This window comes from Streptomyces sp. 1222.5 (assembly GCF_900105245.1).
In the GTDB taxonomy this organism is placed as follows: domain Bacteria; phylum Actinomycetota; class Actinomycetes; order Streptomycetales; family Streptomycetaceae; genus Streptomyces; species Streptomyces albidocamelliae.
On record NZ_FNSZ01000001.1, the window covers coordinates 6,709,468 to 6,728,327 of the forward strand.

The following is an 18,860-nucleotide window of genomic DNA, read 5'->3' on the forward strand; positions in this document are numbered from 1 at the left end:
CCCCCTTCCGTGAACTCGTAAAGGAAACGCATGCGATGACCGTCATGGTCGACATCAGGTCGGTGCACAAGAGCTTCGGCTCGCTCGACGTGCTCAGGGGCATCGACCTCCAGGTACGCGCCGGAGAGGTCACCGTCGTGCTCGGTCCCTCCGGCTCCGGCAAGTCCACGCTGCTGCGCACCGTCAACCACCTCGAGAAGGCGGACCGGGGCGAGATCCACGTGGACGGCTCCCTCGTCGGATACCGGCGCGCCGGGGACAAGCTGTACGAACTCCCCGAGCGCCAGGTGCTCCGACAGCGCACCCGGATCGGTTTCGTCTTCCAGAACTTCCGTCTCTTCCCGCACCTCACCGTCCTCGACAACGTCGTCGAGGCACCGGTGTCCGCGCTGAAGCGGCCGCGGAAGGAGGCCGAGGCGAGCGCGCGCCGGCTGCTGGCGCGCGTCGGGCTCGCCGACAAGGCCGGCGCCTATCCACGGCAGCTGTCCGGGGGGCAGCAGCAGCGGGTCGCCATCGCGCGGGCCCTCGCGCTGGAACCCCGGCTGCTGCTGTTCGACGAGCCGACCTCGGCCCTCGACCCCGAGCTGGTCGGCGAAGTCCTCGACGTCATCCGGGACCTGGCCGACCGGGGCACGACGATGATCGTCGTCACGCACGAGATCGGGTTCGCCCGGGAGATCGCCGACACGGTCGTGTTCATGGCCGACGGGAGGATCGTCGAACAGGGCCCACCGGAGGAGGTGCTCGGCGCTCCGCGGGAGGAGCGGACGCGGGCGTTCCTCTCGAAGGTGCTGTGAGGATGGCCGGCTCGTGGCCGTCACCGCGGAACGGCATGCGGAGGCGCGGGGCATGAGCAGTCTGCTGCACCTCGCCGCCGCCCTCGACCAGCCGGACGTCCAGGACGCCGGAAGCTACGTCGAACTCGCCCGGCTCGCCGAGCGCGGCGGGCTGGACTTCGTCACGCTGGAGGACTCCCCGGACCCACCCGGTACCGACGCCCTCGCGGTGCTGTGCCGGGTGGCGCCCGCGACCCGGCGGATCGGCCTGGTCCCGACGCTCACGACCACCCACACGGCGCCGTACCGCGTGCGGGCGGCCGTGGCCACCCTGGACCGGCTCGGCCGGGGGCGGGCCGGCTGGCGCGTCGACGTGTCCGGCGACACGGAGGAGGCTCGGCCGTCCGGCGGCCGGCCTGCGGCGCCGGACGGGACACCGCGGTACGGGACGGGCGAGGACACCGGCTCGGCGACGAGACCGTGGGAGGGGCGGGAGGACGGCACGGCGGTGAGACCGGGGGGCGGAGCGGTCGTGCGGGACCCGGCGGCCGGCCGGCTCCCCGGCCATGACCGGGCGCACCCGGCCGGTTCCGCCGCCACCGCCCTCCAGGACCGCGGCCCCATGCCGCTGCCGGGTCCGCTGCCGGGCGACTGCGTCCGCGTGGTCGACGCCACCGACGAGCGGACCTGGAGCGGTGCCGCCCGGCACGCGGACGTGGCCCTGGTCCGGGCGGCGACCCCGGCGCGGGCCGTCGCCGTACGCGACGAACTGCGCGCGCGTGCGGCCGGGCACGGACGGCGGCCGGACACGCTGCGGGTCCTGGTGAGCCTGTTCGTGGATCTCGGGGACGGCGAGTACGCGGCCGCACCGGGACACGGGGGAGGGGGCCCGCGGCCGACCGCGCGGGGTCCGCTCTACCGGGGCGGCCCGGTCGACCTCGCGGAACTGGTCGCCTCCTGGCACGCCGACGGCGTCACCGACGGCTTCCACCTGCTGCCCGCCGAACCGCGCCGCGATCTCGAGCGGCTGGTCAACGGCACGGTGGCGCTGCTTCAGCACCGCGGACTGTTCCGTACGTTCTACCCGGGCAGCACCCTGCGCGAGCACCTGGGCCTCGCCGCACCGGCGTACCGGACGGCCCCGCGGGGGAAGGCCGAACACCGATGAGAGGAAAGACGGCATGACGACGGACGCGCCCGAGGCGTGGAAGCGGTGGCACGAGCAGCGGGTGGAAACGGTTTCCGCGCCCTACGGACCGCTCGCCCTGACCGCCACCCACTGGATCGAGGACTATCCGGAGGGGCGACTTCCGGACATTCCCGGGATCTGGGCCACGGACGGTGCGGGAGTCGTGCTCACCGCCGCCGAAGCCGACGGCCTCACCGTGGACGGCCGGCCCTTCACCGGCGGGCTCCCGCTCACGGCCGACGGCGGGCCGGCGGCCGGGTCGCGCGTCGCGCTCGGCCGGAAACGGTTGTTCGTCCTGGTCCGGGAGGGTGTCTGGGGTGTCCGGGTCTACGACCCCGAATCCGCGGCCCGACGCGCCTTCCGGGGCATCGAGGCCACCTCCTACGATCCCCGCTGGTCGGTGCCGGGGCGCTACACGCCGTACGACGGCCCCCGTACCGTGCGGGTCGGCAACGCGGACGGCCGGGAACGCGGGCTCGCACTCGCCGGCGAACTCGCCTTCACCCTCGCCGGGCGGGATCGGACGCTGCAGGTGGCACGGCAGGGCGACGGGCGGCTGTGGGCGGTGTTCGCCGACACCACGAGCGGCGACACCAGCTTCCGGTTCCGCTTCCTCCATCCCGAGGCGCCGGACGGCGACGGCCGTACCGCGGTCGACTTCAACCGGGCCCAACTCCCGCCGTGCGCCTTCGCCGACCACTTCATCTGCCCTTTTCCGCCACCCGGCAACACGCTGGACCTGGCGGTGACCGCGGGGGAGCGCGCGCTGACCTGACGTCAGGGAGGAGCCGGGGGCAAGCGCTTGCCGGGGCGGGCGCACCGAGATGGTTCAAAGTCCAACGGCCGAAAGGCACCCTTGTGCCGACCGGCCGTTCGGCCGAATACTCCCCCTCAGCGCTTGTCAGGGGCATGCGTGTTCGGAAACCAGCCGCGCCCCTGGCTGCGCCTCACGGGCCCCGACCCCACGCGGGCCCCCGACTTCCCTTGGAGGGAACGAAACGTGAGGATCAAGCGCACCACTCCCCGCAGCGGCACCGCTAGACGGACCCGGCTCCTCGCCGTGGCCACCGGCTTCCTGGCCGCGGCGGCGTTCGCCGCCCCCACCGCGAACGCCACTGACGCCCACACGTTCAGCGCCACCCAGCTCAGCACGGCGAGCGCCTCCGTGCTCAAGGCCGACGTCCCCGGTACGGCCTGGGCGGTGGACGGCAAGACCAACCGCGTCGTCGTCACCGTCGACAGCACGGTGTCCAAGGCCGAGATCGCCAGGATCAAGAAGCAGGCCGCCGGCAACGCGGGCGCGCTCACCATCAAGCACACGGCCGGCAAGTTCAACAAGCTGATCAGCGGCGGCGACGCGATCTACGGCGGCTCCTACCGCTGCTCGCTCGGCTTCAACGTACACAGCGGCAGCACCTACTACTTCCTGACCGCGGGTCACTGCGGCGAGGTCGCCTCCACCTGGTACAGCAACTCGGGGCACACCACGGTGCTGGGCACCAACGTCGGCTACAGCTTCCCGGGCAACGACTTCGCGCTGGTGCGGTACACCAACTCCTCGGTCGCTCACCCGAGTGCGGTCGGCAGCCAGACCATCAGCCGCGCGGCCACCCCGTCCGTGGGTACGACCGTCTACCGGCGCGGTTCCACCACCGGCACGCACAGCGGCCGGGTGACGGCACTGAACGCCACGGTCAACTATGGCGGCGGTGACATCGTCTACGGCCTGATCCAGACCACCGTGTGCGCCGAGGGCGGCGACAGCGGCGGTCCGCTCTACTCCGGGTCCACGGCCTACGGTCTGACCTCCGGCGGCAGCGGCAACTGCAGCTCCGGCGGCACGACCTTCTTCCAGCCGGTGACCGAGGCGCTGAGCTACTACGGGGTCACGCTTCCCTGACGGTTCCCCTTCCGGATTCACCGGGCCCCCGCATGCCGTGCCGCGTGCGGGGGCTCGCCGTTGCGCGCTCCAGGAGCGGTGGTTTTCGGCCAGGCGTGACGGTCACCGTCCGCCGAGCGGTTACTCGCTCGTAGTGTTTGCAGCGCGAACTTCCAGGCGTGCGCGGGGACCTGAACGCGAGACGGCGCGTGCGCACCGCCTCCGCGCGCGTCCTGAAGTCGACCTTGTGTGCTCCCTGTGCCGTTAGGAAGAGTAGGCGCCCGTCAACCAGCCTTCCGGCCCGTCAGGTCCCCACAACCCGACCGGTCGACCCCCCACAGGAGGACACGAGTTGAAGCACCGACGCATATCCGGGCGGCGCGCGGCCATGGCGGGCGGCGCCGTGGCCGCACTGGCCGCCGCGGGTGTCACCTTGCAGAATGCGAACGCCAGCGAACCCGCCCCGTCCGCCCCGGAGCTACGGATCCTGTCGGCTCCGGCGGCCGGAAAGCTCGCCTCGACCCTCGGCAGTGACCTCGGCGCCGACTCGGCCGGCAGCTACTACGACGCCCGGGCGAAGAGCCTCGTCGTGAACGTCCTCGACGAGACCGCGGCGAAGACCGTCGAGGCGGCCGGGGCCAAGGCCAGAATCGTCGCCAACTCCCTCGCCGAACTGGGCGCCGCGCGCACCACGCTGAAGACCGACGCGACCATCCCCGGCACCTCCTGGGCGACCGACCCGGTCAGCAACAAGGTCGTCGTCACCGCGGACCGGACGGTGTCCGGTGCGAGGTGGGACAAGCTCAGCAAGGTCGTCGACGGTCTCGGCGGAAAGGCCGAACTGAAGCGGTCCACGGGGAAGTTCAAGCCCTTCATCGCCGGTGGCGACGCGATCGACGGATCGGGCGGCCGCTGCTCGCTCGGCTTCAACGTGGTCAAGGGCGGGCAGCCGTTCTTCCTGACCGCCGGCCACTGCACCCAGGCCATCTCCACCTGGACGGACTCCAGCGGCAAGCAGATCGGGAAGAACGAGGAGTCCCATTTCCCGGGGACCGACTTCGGCCTGGTCAAGTACACGGCCCAGGTGGACCACCCCAGCGAGGTCGACCTCTACGACGGTACCTCCCAGAAGATCACCGGCGCCGCCGAGGCCACCGTCGGCATGAAGGTGACCCGCAGCGGTTCGACGACCAAGGTGCACTCCGGCACGGTCACCGGCCTGAACGCCACGGTCAACTACTCCGAGGGCTCGGTCAGCGGTCTGATCCAGACCGACGTGTGCGCCGAGCCCGGCGACAGCGGCGGCGCGCTCTTCTCGGGCAGCGACGCCGTCGGCCTGACCTCCGGCGGCAGCGGGGACTGCACCGCTGGCGGAGAGACCTTCTTCCAGCCCGTCACCGCGGCCCTCAAGGCCACGGGCACGCAGATCGGCTGACCTCCGACGGCCCGACACCACGCCCCGCCCCGGCCTCCGGGGCGGGGCGCGGTGCCGTGACACCGGGCCGGGTGGACCTGCAACGCCCGCGCCCCTCCGGCGAGCGGCGCCTCCGGCCGGTGGTCCGCTGCGGCTTCGGGCGGGTGCTCGTCCGTCACGGCGGCCCTGACGGCGGCAGTCCGGCTGACCCACCGGCAGCCCGGTGCGAAGTCCCGGCCGGGCCTTCGAGGGCGGGGCGTGCCGGGGCGCCCGGGCCGGCCGGTGCTCGCGTACCTCGCGGCAGGTGGCCGGCCATCGGCCCCGGCCGCCGCCGGCGCGCGGCAGAGGTCGGTCCGCGAGTGCGCCGCTGCGGCTTCGGGCGGGTGCTCGTCCGTCACCGCGGCCCTGGCGGCGGCAGTCCGGCTGACCCACCGGCAGCCCGGTGCGAAGTCCCGGCCGGGCCTTCGAGGGCGGGGCGTGCCGGGGCGGCAGGTGGGTGGCCGGGCATCGCGAGGCCCCGGCCGGCGGTGGTCACTCCGCCAGTGCGGCCGGCCGTACCGCCTGTGGTCCGAAACGTCGGCGTGCCCGGTCCGCGGCGGCTTCGGCCGCCCGTGCCCGCCCGTCGCCGGGGTCCAGCGAGAGCTGGCGGTAGGCGCCGCCGGCCGGCAGCAGGCCGTCGGCGCGGATCGCGAAGGCGCGGACTCTCGCCCGCTGCAGCCCGAGGGCGGTGAGCAGCCCGAGGGCGGTCGCGGCGAGGGCGGGGGAGTGGTCGGTCGCCTCCGGCAGCGTGCGGGAGCGCGCGGTGGAACTGCGGTCGGCGTAGCGCACGGTGAGGGTGAGCCGGCCGGCGACCTGCTTCTCGCCGCGCAGGCGCTGGCCGATCCGGTCGGCGAGGCCCAGGACGGCCCGGTGCTGCTGCGCCGGGTCGAGGCAGTCCCGGTCCAGCACGACATCCGCGGTCAGGTGCGCCGCCGGTTCCGCGGGGGCGACCGGGCGGGGGTCGCGGCCGCGGGCGCGCTCGGCCAGCAGGCGCGCCGAGCCGGCGCCGAGGAGCCGTTGGAGGGTCGCCATGGGGAGGTCGGCGATCTGGCCGATGGTGTGCAGCCCGTACCTGCCGAGCGTGTCCGCCGTGGCCCGGCCGATCCCCGGCAGCGCGGTGACCGGGCGGGTGTACAGCCAGTCGGCGGCCCGGTCGGCGGGGACCCAGGTGGCGTGTCCGGGCGCGGCGGTGTCGGCCGCCATCGCCGCCAGCATGCGGTTGCCCGCGAGCCCGGCGCTGCTGTCGATGCCGTAGAGGAGCTTCAGCCTGAGCTGGGTCGTCTGGATCAACTCGTAGGGAGACAGGTCGAAGTACCTGAGCGCCGAGGTCAGGTCCAGCTGGACGGCGTCGGGCGGAACGGCCTGGACATGGGGCGTGACACCGGACATCAGTTCGATTATGTCGTCGTAGCGGGTCTCCCCCGGTGCGGCGTGCAGATGGATGTGGGCGATGTGCCGCTGACGCGTCGTCATCCTGCGCTCCCCTGACTGGTGTACCCGAACTTCTTCAGGTCCGCCGAACGGCTGCCGGCGGGCTGCAGATCGGCGTACGGATGCAGCCGGGCGCCCGTGGTGCCGTTGGCCAGGGTCCGCCCCGGCTGGGCGGGAGTCGGATGCGGATGACGGGAGCCGATGAGGGCGAGCGCGGCCTCCGGGCCGTTGTCGCGGCGGGCGGCGGCGATCTCGTCCAGGTCCCAGGCCATGGTGCCGACCACGGTCCGGCGGGTGCCGCGCACCTGGACCGTGCCGCGGACCAGCAGCAGCCCGCTGTGGAAGACGGTGTACGCGCAGGCCGGGTGGGAGTCCTCGAAGAACGCCAGGTCGACCAGGCCCGAGCCGTCCTCCAGGGTGACGAAGATGATCCGCTTGCCGCTCGCGATCGGCGGTGTCTGGGTGGAGGCCCGCACACCGGCGACGAGGACCTGCTGACCGGCGCGCAGTCCGGCCAGGTGGGCCGCGTCGGTCGCGCCGATCTCGCGCAGCAGCCGGTGGTGGTGCTCCATCAGGTGCTTGGAGACGTCGATGCCGAGGGTGCTCAGTTCGGCGCTCAGGGCCTCGCGTCCGGTCAGCTCCGGCAGGCCGCTCGGCTCCGCCCCGCCGACCGCGTGCGTGTCGAAGGGCAACTGACCCTTGCCCGCCGACCTGCTGCGGGACTGCCGGTGGAGTTCGGCGATCTGGAGCAGCAGGTCGCGCCGGGTGAGGTGGCCGTCGTGGAGGGAGTTCAGGGCGCCGATCTCCGCGAGGCGTTCGGCGACCGGCCTGCTGGGCCGCCCCCGCTGCCAGAAGTCCGACAGCGATCCGTACGGCTGCCCCTCCTCGATCCGGGTGCACTCCTCCTCGCTGATGCCGTGCACCGCGGAGAGGGCGAGACGTACACCCCACTGTTCCCCGTCGGCCTTCTCCACGGTGTGTTTCACCCCGGAGTGGTTGACGTCGACGGGCAGCACCGGCACACCGCGCCGGCGGGCGTCGGAGACGAGGACCCGCTTGGGCCACATGCCCGGGTCGTGTTCGAGGAGGCCGGCCAGCAGGAACGCCGGATAGTGCGCCTTGAGCCAGGCGCTCTGCAGGGCGGGTACGGCGAAGGCGACCGCGTGCGCCCGGCAGAAGCCGTAGGCGCCGAAGGCCTCGACGGTCTTCCAGACCTGGTCCCGCACCTCCTCGGAGTAACCACGCGCCTTCGCCCGCTGGTGGAACCAGTCCCTGATTTCCGGCATCCGCTCCTTGTCGCCGAGCGCCCGCCGGGCCATCTCGGCCAGGGCGCGGTCGCAGCCCGTCATCACCGACAGCGTCTCGATGATCTGCTCGTGCCAGATCGTCACGCCGTAGGTGTCGGAGAGCACGGGTTCGAGGTCCGGGTGGGCGTACCGGGGTGTGCCGCCGTGGCGTGCGGCGATGTACCGCTCGGGCATGCCCCCGGCGACCGGTCCGGGACGGAAGAGGCTGATGTCGGCGATGACGTCCTGCGGATCGCGGGGCTGCAGCCGGGACAGCAGGTCCTGCTGGCCGGGCGACTCCAGCTGGAACAGCCCCAGGGTCTGGCTCTCCTGGATCAGCTTGAACGCGAAGACGTCGTCGAGCGGCACCTGCTCGGGGTCGTCCAGGTCGATGTGGTTGCCGGTGGTCCGCTCGATCTCGGTGACGGCGTGGGCCATCGCCGACTGCATACGGACCCCCAGCACGTCGAGCTTGATGTTGCCCAGCGCCTCGATCTCCTCCTTCGCCGCCATGGCCATGGGGTAGTCGCCCTGGGGGGTGGGCTGCACCGGCAGCCGGTCCAGGAGGGTGGCATCGCTGATGACCACGCCGCACGGGTGCATGGCCATGCCGTGGACCAGGGAGTCGAGGCCTTCGGCGAGTTCCCACAGCGGTCCGTACCGGTCGGCCTCGGCGGCCAGTTGCCGCAGTTCGGGCAGTTCGGCGAGCGCGCCGCTGATGTCGGAGGCCCGCAGGTGCGGAAAGCTCTTGGCGATCCGGTCGACGTCCGCGGGCGCGATGCCGAGGGCCAGGCCGGTGTCCCGCAGGGCCCGGCGGGCCCGGTAGGTCTCGGGCATCGCGGTGACCGCCACCCGCTCCTTGCCGAACCGCTCGAAGATCGTGTCGTAGCACTCCAGCCGCCGGGCGGACTCCACGTCGATGTCGATGTCGGGCAACGACGCCCGGCGCACGCTGAGGAAGCGTTCGAACAGCAGGCGGTGGTCGAGCGGGTTGGCCGTGGCGATCCCCAGGGCGTGGCAGACCATCGACCCGGCGCCGGAGCCGCGGGCCGCGACCCGGATGCCCTTCTCCCGGATGTCGGCCACGACCTGGCCGACGGCGAGGAAGTACGAGTCGTAGTCCAGCTCGGAGATCACGCCGAGTTCGTCGTCCAGCCGGTCCAGGGCCGCCCGGTCGCGGTCGAGGCCGCGTCGGACCAGGCCGGCCTCGCACCGCGCGCGCAGCAGTCGCGCGGCGCCCTCCGTGCCGGGGCCGGCGCCGAAGAGCGACGGCTCCGGGAAGTGCGGCCTGCCCAGGCCGAGGTCGGCCGCGGGGTCGACGGTGCACAGGTCCGCGGTGGCGGCGGTGTCCGCCAGCAGCCGGCCGGCCCGCCGGGCGTCGGCTCCGGCGCACTCGGTGATCATCAGCGCGGTGGCCGCCATGCTCTTCTCGTCCTTGAGCCAGCGTTGCCCGCTGTCCAGCCGGCGCCGGTCGATCGGACGCAGCAGTCTCGCGGCGTCCAGGACGTCGGCCAGCCGGTGCTGGTCCGGGTCGGCGTAGCGGACGGAGTTGGAGAGCACCGCGGTGGTGCGGGTGCGGTCGGCGAGCGCCAGGGTGCGGGCGGCGAGGCGGAGTGAACCGGGTCCGGTGCCGAAACGTTTATGCACCACGGCTTCCAGCCTGGTCCCCTCGCCGAAGATCTCCTGCCACGGCGCCAGCAGCCGCACGGCCGCGTCCTCCCGGCCGGCCGCCAGGGCCCGTACCGGTTCCGAGAGCGGTCCGAGCAGCACGGTCAGACCGGGGCCGCCGTACTCGCGCAGCGCCTCCCACGGCACCACCGGAGGCGTACCGGACACCGCGCCGACATGGCCGGCCGACGTGACGCGGCACAGCCGGGCCCATCCCTCCCGGTTCTGCGCGAGCAGCGTGAACCGCAGCGGCGGCTCGACGACATGTGCGCCACCGCGCGCGGGGGTGCGGTGGCGCTGGGCGGGCGGTGGCGGCGCGAGGGCCGCCACCGCGAGGTCGATCCCGAAGATCGGCCGTATCCCCGCTCCGGCGCACGCCTCGGCGAACCGGACGGCGCCGGTGACGGTGTCCCGGTCGGTGAGCGCGAGCGCGGTCATGCCCCGCTCGGCCGCCCGCCGGGCGAGATGCTCGGGCTGGGCGGCGCCGTAGCGGATGGAGTAACCGGACGCGACGTGCAGATGGGCGAAGCCCGCCATGCCGCACCTCCCTCACTCCACCCCTTTTCCGCCATACGTCCGATACGTACATCGTACGCTCGTTCGATTACTGTAACCCCACCCGCATCGGTCGGGCGACCAGAAATCGAACGTGTCAGCGATTATCTTCCGGGATGGAGTGCCGGTGGAGCGGGATCCCCGTGATCCGGCGGGGGAGTGGGCTCAGTTGGCCCAGGGCGGGGAGAGGCGGGTGCCGTCGGCCAGCCGGGCTTCCAGGCCGACCGAGGTGGTGACCCAGGAGATCGCGGTGTGCTCGGTCGGATTGGTCACGGCCAGGGTCGCCCCCGGATTGATGATCACCGTGTCGCCGGCGGTGATCCGGTCGGTCCGGCCGTCGAGCATGATGAGCAGCTCGCCGACGAGCAGGTGGAAGATCTCCTCACGGTTGACGGTGTGGGCGGGGGCCTCGGTGCCCGGCGGTATCTCGCCGCGCCACGCGCAAAGCTCCTTGCTGCCGGTGGGCGGGGTGGCGTACGAGACGAACCGGGCGCCGTGGATCTCGTGGGTCACGGCTTCCGAGGAGCGGACGACGGGCATGACGGTGTCTCCTTTTGCGAAAAGTGGTCAAGCTGCTTGACCATCTCTCCGTATGGTCAAGCAGCTTGACCAAATCGTCAAGGGTGTTTCAATGCCTCCGTGCAGAACTCCGACGCCATGGCCCTGTCCGCCGCCCTGCTCGCCGTGGCGGGCGACCTCACTCAGCGCATCCATGACGGGGTCGTGGCCCGCGGCTTCACCGACCTCCGGCCCGCCCACGGCTTCGCCTTCGCGCGGCTCGCGCCGGACGGCGCCACCGTCACCGACCTCGCCGCTCACCTCGGGGTGACCAAGCAGGCGGCGAGTCAGCTGGTGGACGAGATCGTGCGCAAGGGGTACGCCGAGCGGCTGCCGCACCCGGAGGACGCGCGCGCCCGGCTGATCGTGCTGACCGGGCGGGGGTGGGCCTGCACCCGGGCGGCGGAGGAGGCGGCCGCCGAGGTCGTGGAGCGATGGGCCGAACTGCTGGGCGAGGGTGAAGTGCGCGTGTTGCGGGACCGTCTGGCCCGGATCGCTCCCTACGGTCCGATCAGGCCTTCCTGGTGACGGTCCGTCAGGGCGCCGAAGCGACGCGCCGGTGAGGCTCCGGTTATCACTGGAAGTTTTTACTGACGCGTAACTTCACACTTCCACTACTCGTCCGTAACTTGACGAGTGAACAGCATCCTCGTGATCCGGATCACAGGGTAAGGCCGTCGCACCTCCCTTGAGCCGCAAGGAGATCACACGATGCTGCCCTGGAAGCGAGTGCTCAGACCCCTCGCCGCGCTGCTCCTCACCGCCGCCGTCGCCACCCTCCCCGCCGCCACCGCCCAGGCCGCCTCCGCCCCGAGCAGCGGCTGGAACGACTTCTCCTGCAAGCCCTCCGCCGCCCACCCCCGCCCGGTCGTCCTGGTCCACGGAACCCTGGGCAACTCGATCGACAACTGGCTCTCCCTCGCCCCCTATCTGAAGGACCGCGGGTACTGCGTCTACTCCCTGGACTACGGCCAGTTGACCGGCGTCCTGCTCTTCCACGGCCTCGGGCCCATCGACAAGTCGGCCGAACAGCTGTCCGCCTACGTCGACAAGGTGCTCGCCGCCACCGGAGCCGCCGAGGCCGACCTGGTCGGCCACTCCCAGGGCGGCCTGATGCCCCGCTACTACCTCAAGTTCCTCGGTGGGGCCGGCAAGGTGAACGCCCTCGTCGGCATCGCGCCCGACAACCACGGCGCCACCCTGAGCGGGCTGACCAACCTGCTGCCGTACTTCCCCGGCGCCGCGGACCTGATCAAGGCCACCACCCCCGGCCTCGGTGACCAGATCCCCGGCTCCGCCTTCCTCACCAAGCTCAACGCGGACGGCGACACCGTCCCCGGAGTGCACTACACGGTCCTCGCCACCAAGTACGACGAGGTGGCCACCCCCTGGCGCAGCCAGTACCTGACCGGCCCCGACGTCCGCAACGTCCTGCTGCAGGACCTGTGCCCGCTCGACCTCTCCGAACACGTGGCGATCGGCCTGTTCGACCGGATCGCCTTCCACGAGGTGGCCAACGCGCTCGACCCGGCCCACGCCACCGCCACCACCTGCGCGTCGGCCTTCAGCTGACGCGCCGCCGGGGCCTGTCCGGCCTGAGCCGCCGGACGGGCCCCGGAACCCTCACCCGCGGCGGCCGCCCGCGGCGCGCCGCCGCACCGACAGGAACAGCGCCGCCGAACCGAGCGCCAGCGCGGCCGCGCCGCCGATGGCCGCGTACGAGGTGCCGGTGGACGCGCCGGTCTCGGCGAGGTTCTCCGAACTCCCCTCGGCCTGAGGCCGGTTGGGCGCGGCGGCGGGCTCCGCGGAGGTGCTCGCGTCGTCGTCGCCGTGACCGTGGTGCTCGACCGTCGACCTGTCCTCGCCGGCCGTGATCTGCTCGTCGGACGGCGCGGAGGCGACCGGAGCCGGGGTGGACCCGGCGGATCCGGTGCTCTCCGTGCCGCCGGAGCCGGAGCCGGAGCCGGTGTCTTCGGTGCTGCCCGTACCGCCGCCGCTCCCCGTGCTCCCGGTGCCACCGGTGCCTGCGCCGAAGTCCACGTCCGAGCAGGAGTAGAACGCCTCCGGGCTGTCCGAGCGCTGCCAGACCGCGTACAGCAACTGCCGTCCGGACCGCTCGGGGAGCCTGCCGGAGAAGGTGTAGAAGCCGCCCGAGGCGGTGGGGTCGGTGACCGTCGCCACCGGGTGCTCCAGATCCAGGGCGGACCAGGCCAGCGGCTTCGCGGGGTCGTAACCGGGCTTGGTCGCATAGACCTTGAAGGTCCCCCTGTGCGGCGCGGTCACCCGGTACTTGAAGGTGTACGACCCGCTGCGCACGCTCGTCGCCGGCCAGTCGGAGCGGGCCAGGTCGAGGCCCTTGAACTCGGCGTGGCCCGCGCTGCACAGCCTGCCGTCCGGGATCAGCCGCTGGTGCCGGCCGTTCGCGTCGCCGATCCGGATGCCGTTCCAGTCGTACAGGGCCTGGGCGCCGCCGGCCGTCACGGCCGCCCTGCACGCGGCCGACTTCGGGCTCTCCGGTCCCTCCGCGTAGCACTGCGAGACCCGGCTGACCGGGTCGCCCATCGAGCCGTGCGCGGACGCGGGGGCGGCGGCGAGCGCGGTCAGGGCGAGCGGCGCCGTACCGAGTACGGCGACGGCGGCGGCCTTGCGGTGGGCGCGAGCGGGCATGCGGAACTCCTCCGAACGGTCCGTGGGGGTGGGGGGATCCCGTGGGGTGATCCGAAACTAGCCCCGAAAGACCGTGGAATCGCCTGCTGGAGGCGGGTGGAGGAGATCCTTATGGTCCCCTTAAGGGGGTGCTCAGACTGCGCTCAGGTAGCTACCGTGCGCGGCATGGACGACCAGGAGAACGCGGGGGTCCGGCCGGCCCGCGCCGCCGACGTACCGGCCGTGCGCGCGGTGACGGACGCGGCCTACCGCCCCTACATCGAGCGCATCGGCGTGGTGCCCCAACCCATGGAGGCGGACCATGAAGCGAACGTGGCCGCCGGCCGGGTGTTCGTCACCGCAGACCCCGTCGTCGGGCTGGTGGTGGTCGAGGAGTTCGCCGACCACCTCTTCCTGGACAGCGTCGCCGTCCATCCCGCCGCCCACGGCACGGGTGTGGGGCGGCGGCTGCTGCGCTTCGTGGAGACGCGCGCGCGTGAGCTGGGGCTCGGTGAGATCAGGCTCTACACGAACGCGATGATGTGGGAGAACCGGAAGATCTACCCGAAGTACGGGTACGAGCTCGTGGAACGCCGCGTCGACGGCCCCTACGACCGGATCCACTACCGCAAGCTGCTGGGCTGAGGGCCCCGGACGGCGTCAGCCGTCGGGCCACCAGGTGCGCGCGATGTCCTTGCGCACTTCGGGGCGCCCCGCGGGGCGCTCCTCGGCCTCTTCGCGGATCCGGCGGGTGTCCGTCCTCTTCAGGGGCTTCTGCACGATCGAGCGGCGCATGGCTGCCTCCTTCAGTGCCTACCGGGTTCCGCGATGTCACGGAGATAGACGCTTTTGGCGAGAGTTCCTCATCGGTGCCGGTCTGTCAGTGGCGGCTGTCACGTCCGCGTTGTCAGTGGTGTGTGTCACTCTCCGGGGATGACGAGCGAGAGTGGACGCACGGTTGCGGATGCCCCGAACGAGGACTGGGATGCCCGGGCCGCCGCGTTCGACGACGAGCCGGACCACGGCCTGCGCGACCCCGAGGTCCGCGCGGCCTGGTCGGACCGGCTCCGCGCCTGGCTGCCCGAGGACCCTGCCGATCTCCTCGACCTCGGCTGCGGCACCGGCAGCATGTCGCTCCTCGCGGCCGGCCAGGGTCACCGGGTGACGGCCGTCGACCTGTCCCCGGCGATGGTCGAGCGGGCCCGGGCCAAGCTGGCCGGCCACGACGCGGTGGTGCTGCGCGGAGAGGCCGCCGAGCCGCCGGTGGGGGAGCGGCGCTTCGACGTGATCCTCGTACGCCATGTGCTGTGGACGCTGCCGGAGCCCGCCCGGGTCCTGCGGCACTGGCGGGACCTGCTGCGGCCCGGAGGCCGCTTCGTGCTGGTCGAGGGCGTCTGGGGCACCCTGCACCCCGTAGGCCTGTCCGCCGGGCGGCTCACCGCCCTGCTGGAGCCGCTGACGGCCGCCCTGCGCGTGGAGCGGCTGTCCGGCGACCCGCTGCTGTGGGGCAAGGACGTGGACGACGAGCGGTACGCCCTGATCGCCACCGTGTGAGCACGCCCGGTGGCCGGGGACGTCAGGCGAGCAGCTCCTCGAAGCCGCCCTCACGGGCCAGCGCCTCCAGCTCGCCGAGGGCGGCGAGGGCGGCCGACGCGGCCTCTGGGTCGCGCTCCGCCAGACCGCTCTCGGCGAACTCGTCCTCGTCCAGCCGCCGCACGTCCGAACCGTCGGCGGACCGCCACAGGTCAAGGTCGAGGTCCTCCACGACCAGTTCGCCGCCGGAGACGAGCGCGGGCCGGGTGATGTCGCAGTACCAGCCCTTGAGGGAGCCGTCCGCGGCACGCACCTCCTTCACCGAGTACCAGCGGTCGCGCCAGTAGTACTCGGTGAAGACGTCGCCCGGCTCGAACCGCACGAAGCCGAAGTCGCGGACTCCGGAACCCGCCCAGGGTGCCCGCACCGCGATCCGGGTGCCGTCGTCCCCGAGCGCGTCGGCCGGGTAACGGATCTTCGTACGGCCCGCCTTGACCAGGACGACCTCCAGACGGGCCGCCGGATCAGCCGAGTTCACGGACATGGCGCACCTCCGTGGCGCAGATCTCGTACCCGAGCCACTTGTTGATCGCGATCATCGGGTCGTTCCCCGCGTCGTTCCCGGTGAACGCCTCGGTGATGCCGGCGGCACGGGCCCGGTGCAGGGACTGGGTCTTGGCGAGCTTGGCCAGGCCGCGGCCGCGGTGGGCGCGGGCGGTGCCGGTCATCGCCGTGGAGTAGCGGCCGCCGCCGTCGGTGTAGGCCACGCTGAAGGCGACCGGGCGGCCGTCGACGCACGCGGCCACCGTCAGGTCGCGGTCCAGCAGCGGATGCTTCCAGTACTGCTCGATCCAGGCGTCGTAGTCGGTGTACTCGAAGTCGATGTCTCCGGGCTCGTCCCGCATCGTCTCCGCGTCCAGCTCGAACAGCGGGCGCGGGTCGTCCGCGAAGTCCGCGGCCGTACGCAGCTCGACACCCGCCGGGGTCTCCGGGATCGCCGGGAGGGCGGCGCCCGCCAGGTCGAGGCGGAGGAAGTGGGAGGAGCGGCTGCCGCGATAGCCGTGCCGCTCCGCGAAGGCGCGGTGCGCCGGCTCGTCGAGGACCCAGGTGAGCAGCCGGGTGGCACCTTCGGCGATGAGGTGTTCCTCGGCCGCGCGCAGCAGCAGCCCGCCCGCGCCACGGCCGGTCCGGTCGGGCCGTACGTAGATGTTCACCAGGCCCTGGCCCGGCTCGGGGCTGTCGTGGGCCAGGTGGACCTGGGCCGTACCGATCACCTCGCCGTCCTCCTCCGCGACCAGCGGGCGGTACCGGGCCTCCGGCGGGACGTGGACGGCGTTGTGGCGGACCGATTCCGAGGTGAACAGGATGTACGGCAGGGCGAGCCGCCGCACCCGGGCGAAGCCCTCGGTGTCGGCCGGGACGTCGGGGCGGAGGTCGCGCACGATCACTGTCATGGGCAGGCACCGTACGCGGCGGACATCCCCCGGTGCCTCTGATTTTCCGGCGGGTGCGGGACAATCGCCCCGTGAGCCTGAAGATCCGCATCGACGACAGCGCGCCCCCCTACGAGCAGGTACGGGCGCAGATCTCCGAGCAGGCGCGGTCCGGGTCTCTCCCGGTGGGGTACCGGCTGCCGACCGTGCGCGGGCTCGCCGAGTCCCTGGGGCTCGCGGTGAACACGGTGGCCAAGGCGTACCGGGCCCTGGAGGGCGACGGGGTGATCGAGACGCGGGGGCGCAACGGCACGTTCGTGGCCGCCGCCGGCTCGGCCGCCGAGCGTGAGGCGTCGTCGGCCGCACAGGCGTACGCGGAGCGGGTGCGGCGGCTGGGCCTGGGCGAGGACGAGGCCCTGGCCGCGGTCCGCGACGCCCTACGCGCGGCCTACGGCGAGTAGCCGGGCACCGCGGTACGGCCGGGGCGGCTCCGGCACCGGGCCGCACGGCGGTCACCGGTGCCGCGCCGGCTCCGGAAACCGTGTCACCGTCAGGCCCGCCCGGCCCGCCGCCCTGCCGAAGACCACCGCGTCCCGGACCGCCGCGCCTCCCGGGTCGTTGTTGAAGAACGCGTACACGTCCTGCGTGCCGCCGAACGTCGTCGCGATCCGGTCCACCCATGTCTCCAGCGACCGCCGGCCGTAGCGCGGCCACGGCTGGGCGCGGCCCTGGTGGAAACGGACGTAGCCCCAGCCGGTGGTGCGCCACAACGGGGCGACCGGGCGGGCCAGGACGTCCGCCCAGCACAGGGCCGCGCCCCGGGACTCCAGCACCGCGCGTACCTCCGGCGTCCACCACGAGTCGTGGCGCGGCTCGACCGCGACCCGCGTACCGGTCGGGAAGCAGGCCAGGCAGGCGTCCAGCAGGGCCGGGTCGGCACGCAGGGTGGGCGGGAGCTGGAGGAGGACCGGGCCCAGCCGGTCGCCGAGCCCCGCCGCGTGGCTCATCAGCCGCTCCACCGGCTCCCCGGGATCCTTCAGTCGCTTGATGTGGGTGAGGTAGCGGCTGGCCTTGACCGCGACCACGAAGTCCGGGGGCACCCGCTCGCGCCACGCCTCGAAGTTCTCGCGCGTCGGCAGCCGGTAGAAGGCGTTGTTGATCTCCACCGTCGCGAACAGCCGGGTGTACTCCTCCAGCCACAGCCGCGCCGGGACCCCGGCCGGATAGACGAGGTCCCGCCAGTCCTTGTACTGCCACCCGGAGGTGCCGACGAACAAGGTCATGGCACCATCAAAGCACTACAGGTACAGGCCCGCGTCCGCCCCTTCCCGGGCGCCCGGCACCGACGTCGGCGTCGTGCCCCTGCGCAGCGCGTACAGCTCGGCGAGGGTCGCCCCCTCCCGGCCGACACCCTCCTCCGTGCCCAGCCAGTTCACCGCCTCGCCGCGGGTCAGCGGGCCCACCTCGATGCGGGCCAGACAGCGGCCGGGGCGGACCACCGCCGGGTGCAGCCGCTCCAGGTCCTCGTTGGTGGTGACGCCCACCAGGACGTTGCGGCCCTGGCCGAGCAGCCCGTCGGTGAGGTTCAGCAGCCGGGACAGCGCCTGGCCCGCCGTGTGCCGGGCCTCGCCGCGGATCAGCTCGTCGCAGTCCTCCAGCAGCAGGAGCCGCCAGCGGCCCTTGCCGGCGCCGTCGTCCTCGCCGATCGCGATGTCCATCAGATAGCCGACGTCGGAGAAGAGCCGCTCCGGGTCGAGCACGCAGTCGACCTGGCACCAGTCCCGCCAGGAACGGGCCAGGGTGCGCAGTGCCGAGGTCTTCCCGGTGCCGGGCGGTCCGTGCAGCAGGAGCAGCCGCCCGGCGATGTCCTCCGGGGTCGTCTTCATCAGACGGTCCATCGCGTCCGCCACCGGCGCGGTGTAGTTGGGCCGGATCTCGTCCCAGGTGCCCGCCGAGATCTGCCGGGTGGTGCGGTGCGGGCCGCGCCTCGGCGAGACGTACCAGAACCCCATCGTCACGTTCTCCGGCTGCGGTTCGGGCTCGTCGGCCGCGCCGTCCGTGGCCTGGTCGAGGATCCGCTTCGCCAGTTCGGCGCTGGTCGCGGTGACCGTGACGTCCGCACCCCGGTTCCAGCGCGACACCAGCAGGGTCCAGCCGTCGCCCTCGGCGAGGGTCGCGCTGCGGTCGTCGTCGCGGGCGACCCGCAGCACACGGGCGCCGTCCGGCACCAGGGTCGCGCCGGAACGCACGCGATCGATGTTCGCCGCGTGCGAGTACGGCTGCTCGCCCGTCGCGAAGCGGCCGAGGAACAGCGCGTCGACGACGTCGGACGGCGAGTCGGAGTCGTCGACGTGGAGCCGGATCGGCAGAGCGTCGTGTGGGTTCGCAGACATGCCGCCATGATCCGGCACGGATGTCCTCCGCGCACGGCATTTCCGCCGCTTGTTCCGGGT

Annotated in this window: 19 protein-coding genes; 10 read left to right on the plus strand and 9 right to left on the minus strand. The window is 72.9% G+C overall.

The genetic code is table 11. The features are described from left to right. The first annotated feature begins 35 nt into the window (after positions 1-35). From BLW57_RS30340 to BLW57_RS30360, 5 genes are all read left to right on the plus strand, one after another. Positions 36-797 (plus strand): amino acid ABC transporter ATP-binding protein, encoded by a 762-nt coding sequence (locus BLW57_RS30340; RefSeq protein ID WP_093478889.1) that lies wholly within the window; start codon positions 36-38, stop codon positions 795-797. A 52-nt stretch (positions 798-849) separates the two neighbouring features. Next, positions 850-1,944, plus strand: a complete 1,095-nt coding sequence (locus tag BLW57_RS30345) for an LLM class flavin-dependent oxidoreductase (RefSeq protein WP_093480958.1) — start codon at positions 850-852, stop codon at positions 1,942-1,944. Between the two features lie 13 nt (positions 1,945-1,957). Then, complete coding sequence (locus tag BLW57_RS30350) at positions 1,958-2,740, plus strand: DUF1684 domain-containing protein (RefSeq protein WP_093478890.1); 783 nt, start codon at positions 1,958-1,960, stop codon at positions 2,738-2,740. Between the two features lie 225 nt (positions 2,741-2,965). After that, on the plus strand, positions 2,966-3,865 hold the full coding sequence (locus BLW57_RS30355; protein ID WP_093478892.1) for a S1 family peptidase: 900 nt from the start codon (positions 2,966-2,968) through the stop codon (positions 3,863-3,865). Between the two features lie 331 nt (positions 3,866-4,196). Beyond that, positions 4,197-5,279, plus strand: a complete 1,083-nt coding sequence (locus BLW57_RS30360; RefSeq protein WP_093478893.1) for a S1 family peptidase — start codon at positions 4,197-4,199, stop codon at positions 5,277-5,279. A gap of 510 nt (positions 5,280-5,789) precedes the next feature. On the opposite strand, the gene BLW57_RS30365 is transcribed toward BLW57_RS30360, so the two are convergent. From BLW57_RS30365 to BLW57_RS30375, 3 genes are all read right to left on the minus strand, one after another. Then, on the minus strand, positions 5,790-6,770 hold the full coding sequence (locus BLW57_RS30365) for a DNA polymerase Y family protein (RefSeq protein ID WP_093478895.1): 981 nt from the start codon (positions 6,768-6,770) through the stop codon (positions 5,790-5,792). Beyond that, on the minus strand, positions 6,767-10,219 hold the full coding sequence (locus tag BLW57_RS30370; protein ID WP_093478896.1) for a DNA polymerase III subunit alpha: 3,453 nt from the start codon (positions 10,217-10,219) through the stop codon (positions 6,767-6,769). The genes BLW57_RS30365 and BLW57_RS30370 overlap by 4 nt, the downstream gene beginning before the upstream one ends. Before the next feature lie 183 nt (positions 10,220-10,402). Then, positions 10,403-10,777, minus strand: coding sequence for a cupin domain-containing protein (locus BLW57_RS30375; RefSeq protein WP_093478898.1), 375 nt, complete (start codon positions 10,775-10,777; stop codon positions 10,403-10,405). A 99-nt stretch (positions 10,778-10,876) separates the two neighbouring features. On the opposite strand from BLW57_RS30375, the gene BLW57_RS30380 reads away from it, so the two are divergent. After that, a complete protein-coding gene (locus BLW57_RS30380) occupies positions 10,877-11,323 on the plus strand; it encodes a MarR family winged helix-turn-helix transcriptional regulator (RefSeq protein WP_093478899.1) in 447 nt (148 codons plus the stop codon). Between the two features lie 183 nt (positions 11,324-11,506). Further along, on the plus strand, positions 11,507-12,367 hold the full coding sequence (locus BLW57_RS30385) for an esterase/lipase family protein (RefSeq protein ID WP_093478901.1): 861 nt from the start codon (positions 11,507-11,509) through the stop codon (positions 12,365-12,367). A gap of 51 nt (positions 12,368-12,418) precedes the next feature. Here BLW57_RS30385 and BLW57_RS30390 read toward each other — a convergent pair whose 3' ends face one another. Next, the gene (locus BLW57_RS30390; RefSeq protein WP_093478902.1) at positions 12,419-13,462 is read right to left on the minus strand and encodes a lytic polysaccharide monooxygenase auxiliary activity family 9 protein; all 1,044 of its coding nucleotides are present in this window, start codon (positions 13,460-13,462) and stop codon (positions 12,419-12,421) included. Between the two features lie 165 nt (positions 13,463-13,627). Here BLW57_RS30390 and BLW57_RS30395 point away from each other — a divergent pair, with 165 nt between their 5' ends. Further along, positions 13,628-14,086 (plus strand): GNAT family N-acetyltransferase, encoded by a 459-nt coding sequence (locus BLW57_RS30395; protein ID WP_093478904.1) that lies wholly within the window; start codon positions 13,628-13,630, stop codon positions 14,084-14,086. A 15-nt stretch (positions 14,087-14,101) separates the two neighbouring features. Here BLW57_RS30395 and BLW57_RS42575 read toward each other — a convergent pair whose 3' ends face one another. Continuing rightward, positions 14,102-14,236, minus strand: coding sequence for a hypothetical protein (locus tag BLW57_RS42575; RefSeq protein WP_093478905.1), 135 nt, complete (start codon positions 14,234-14,236; stop codon positions 14,102-14,104). A gap of 138 nt (positions 14,237-14,374) precedes the next feature. Here BLW57_RS42575 and BLW57_RS30405 point away from each other — a divergent pair, with 138 nt between their 5' ends. Then, positions 14,375-14,995: a class I SAM-dependent methyltransferase gene (locus tag BLW57_RS30405; RefSeq protein WP_093478907.1), complete on the plus strand. Its 621-nt coding sequence runs from the start codon at positions 14,375-14,377 to the stop codon at positions 14,993-14,995. A 22-nt stretch (positions 14,996-15,017) separates the two neighbouring features. Here the strand turns inward: BLW57_RS30405 and BLW57_RS30410 are convergent, their stop codons facing one another. Continuing rightward, positions 15,018-15,518, minus strand: coding sequence for a ribonuclease FAU-1 family protein (locus tag BLW57_RS30410; protein ID WP_093478908.1), 501 nt, complete (start codon positions 15,516-15,518; stop codon positions 15,018-15,020). Further along, the gene (locus BLW57_RS30415) at positions 15,499-16,428 is read right to left on the minus strand and encodes a GNAT family N-acetyltransferase (protein WP_176985779.1); all 930 of its coding nucleotides are present in this window, start codon (positions 16,426-16,428) and stop codon (positions 15,499-15,501) included. The genes BLW57_RS30410 and BLW57_RS30415 overlap by 20 nt, the downstream gene beginning before the upstream one ends. Before the next feature lie 71 nt (positions 16,429-16,499). Between BLW57_RS30415 and BLW57_RS30420 the strand changes: the two genes are divergently transcribed. Next, positions 16,500-16,868 carry a GntR family transcriptional regulator gene (locus BLW57_RS30420; protein ID WP_073899886.1) on the plus strand — a complete coding sequence of 123 codons (369 nt, stop codon included), beginning with the start codon at positions 16,500-16,502 and terminating at the stop codon, positions 16,866-16,868. A 51-nt stretch (positions 16,869-16,919) separates the two neighbouring features. Here the strand turns inward: BLW57_RS30420 and BLW57_RS30425 are convergent, their stop codons facing one another. Continuing rightward, positions 16,920-17,690: a DUF72 domain-containing protein gene (locus BLW57_RS30425; RefSeq protein ID WP_093478911.1), complete on the minus strand. Its 771-nt coding sequence runs from the start codon at positions 17,688-17,690 to the stop codon at positions 16,920-16,922. 15 nt (positions 17,691-17,705) lie between these two features. Beyond that, on the minus strand, positions 17,706-18,800 hold the full coding sequence (locus BLW57_RS30430; protein ID WP_093478913.1) for a DUF5925 domain-containing protein: 1,095 nt from the start codon (positions 18,798-18,800) through the stop codon (positions 17,706-17,708). Between the last annotated feature and the right edge of the window lie 60 nt (positions 18,801-18,860).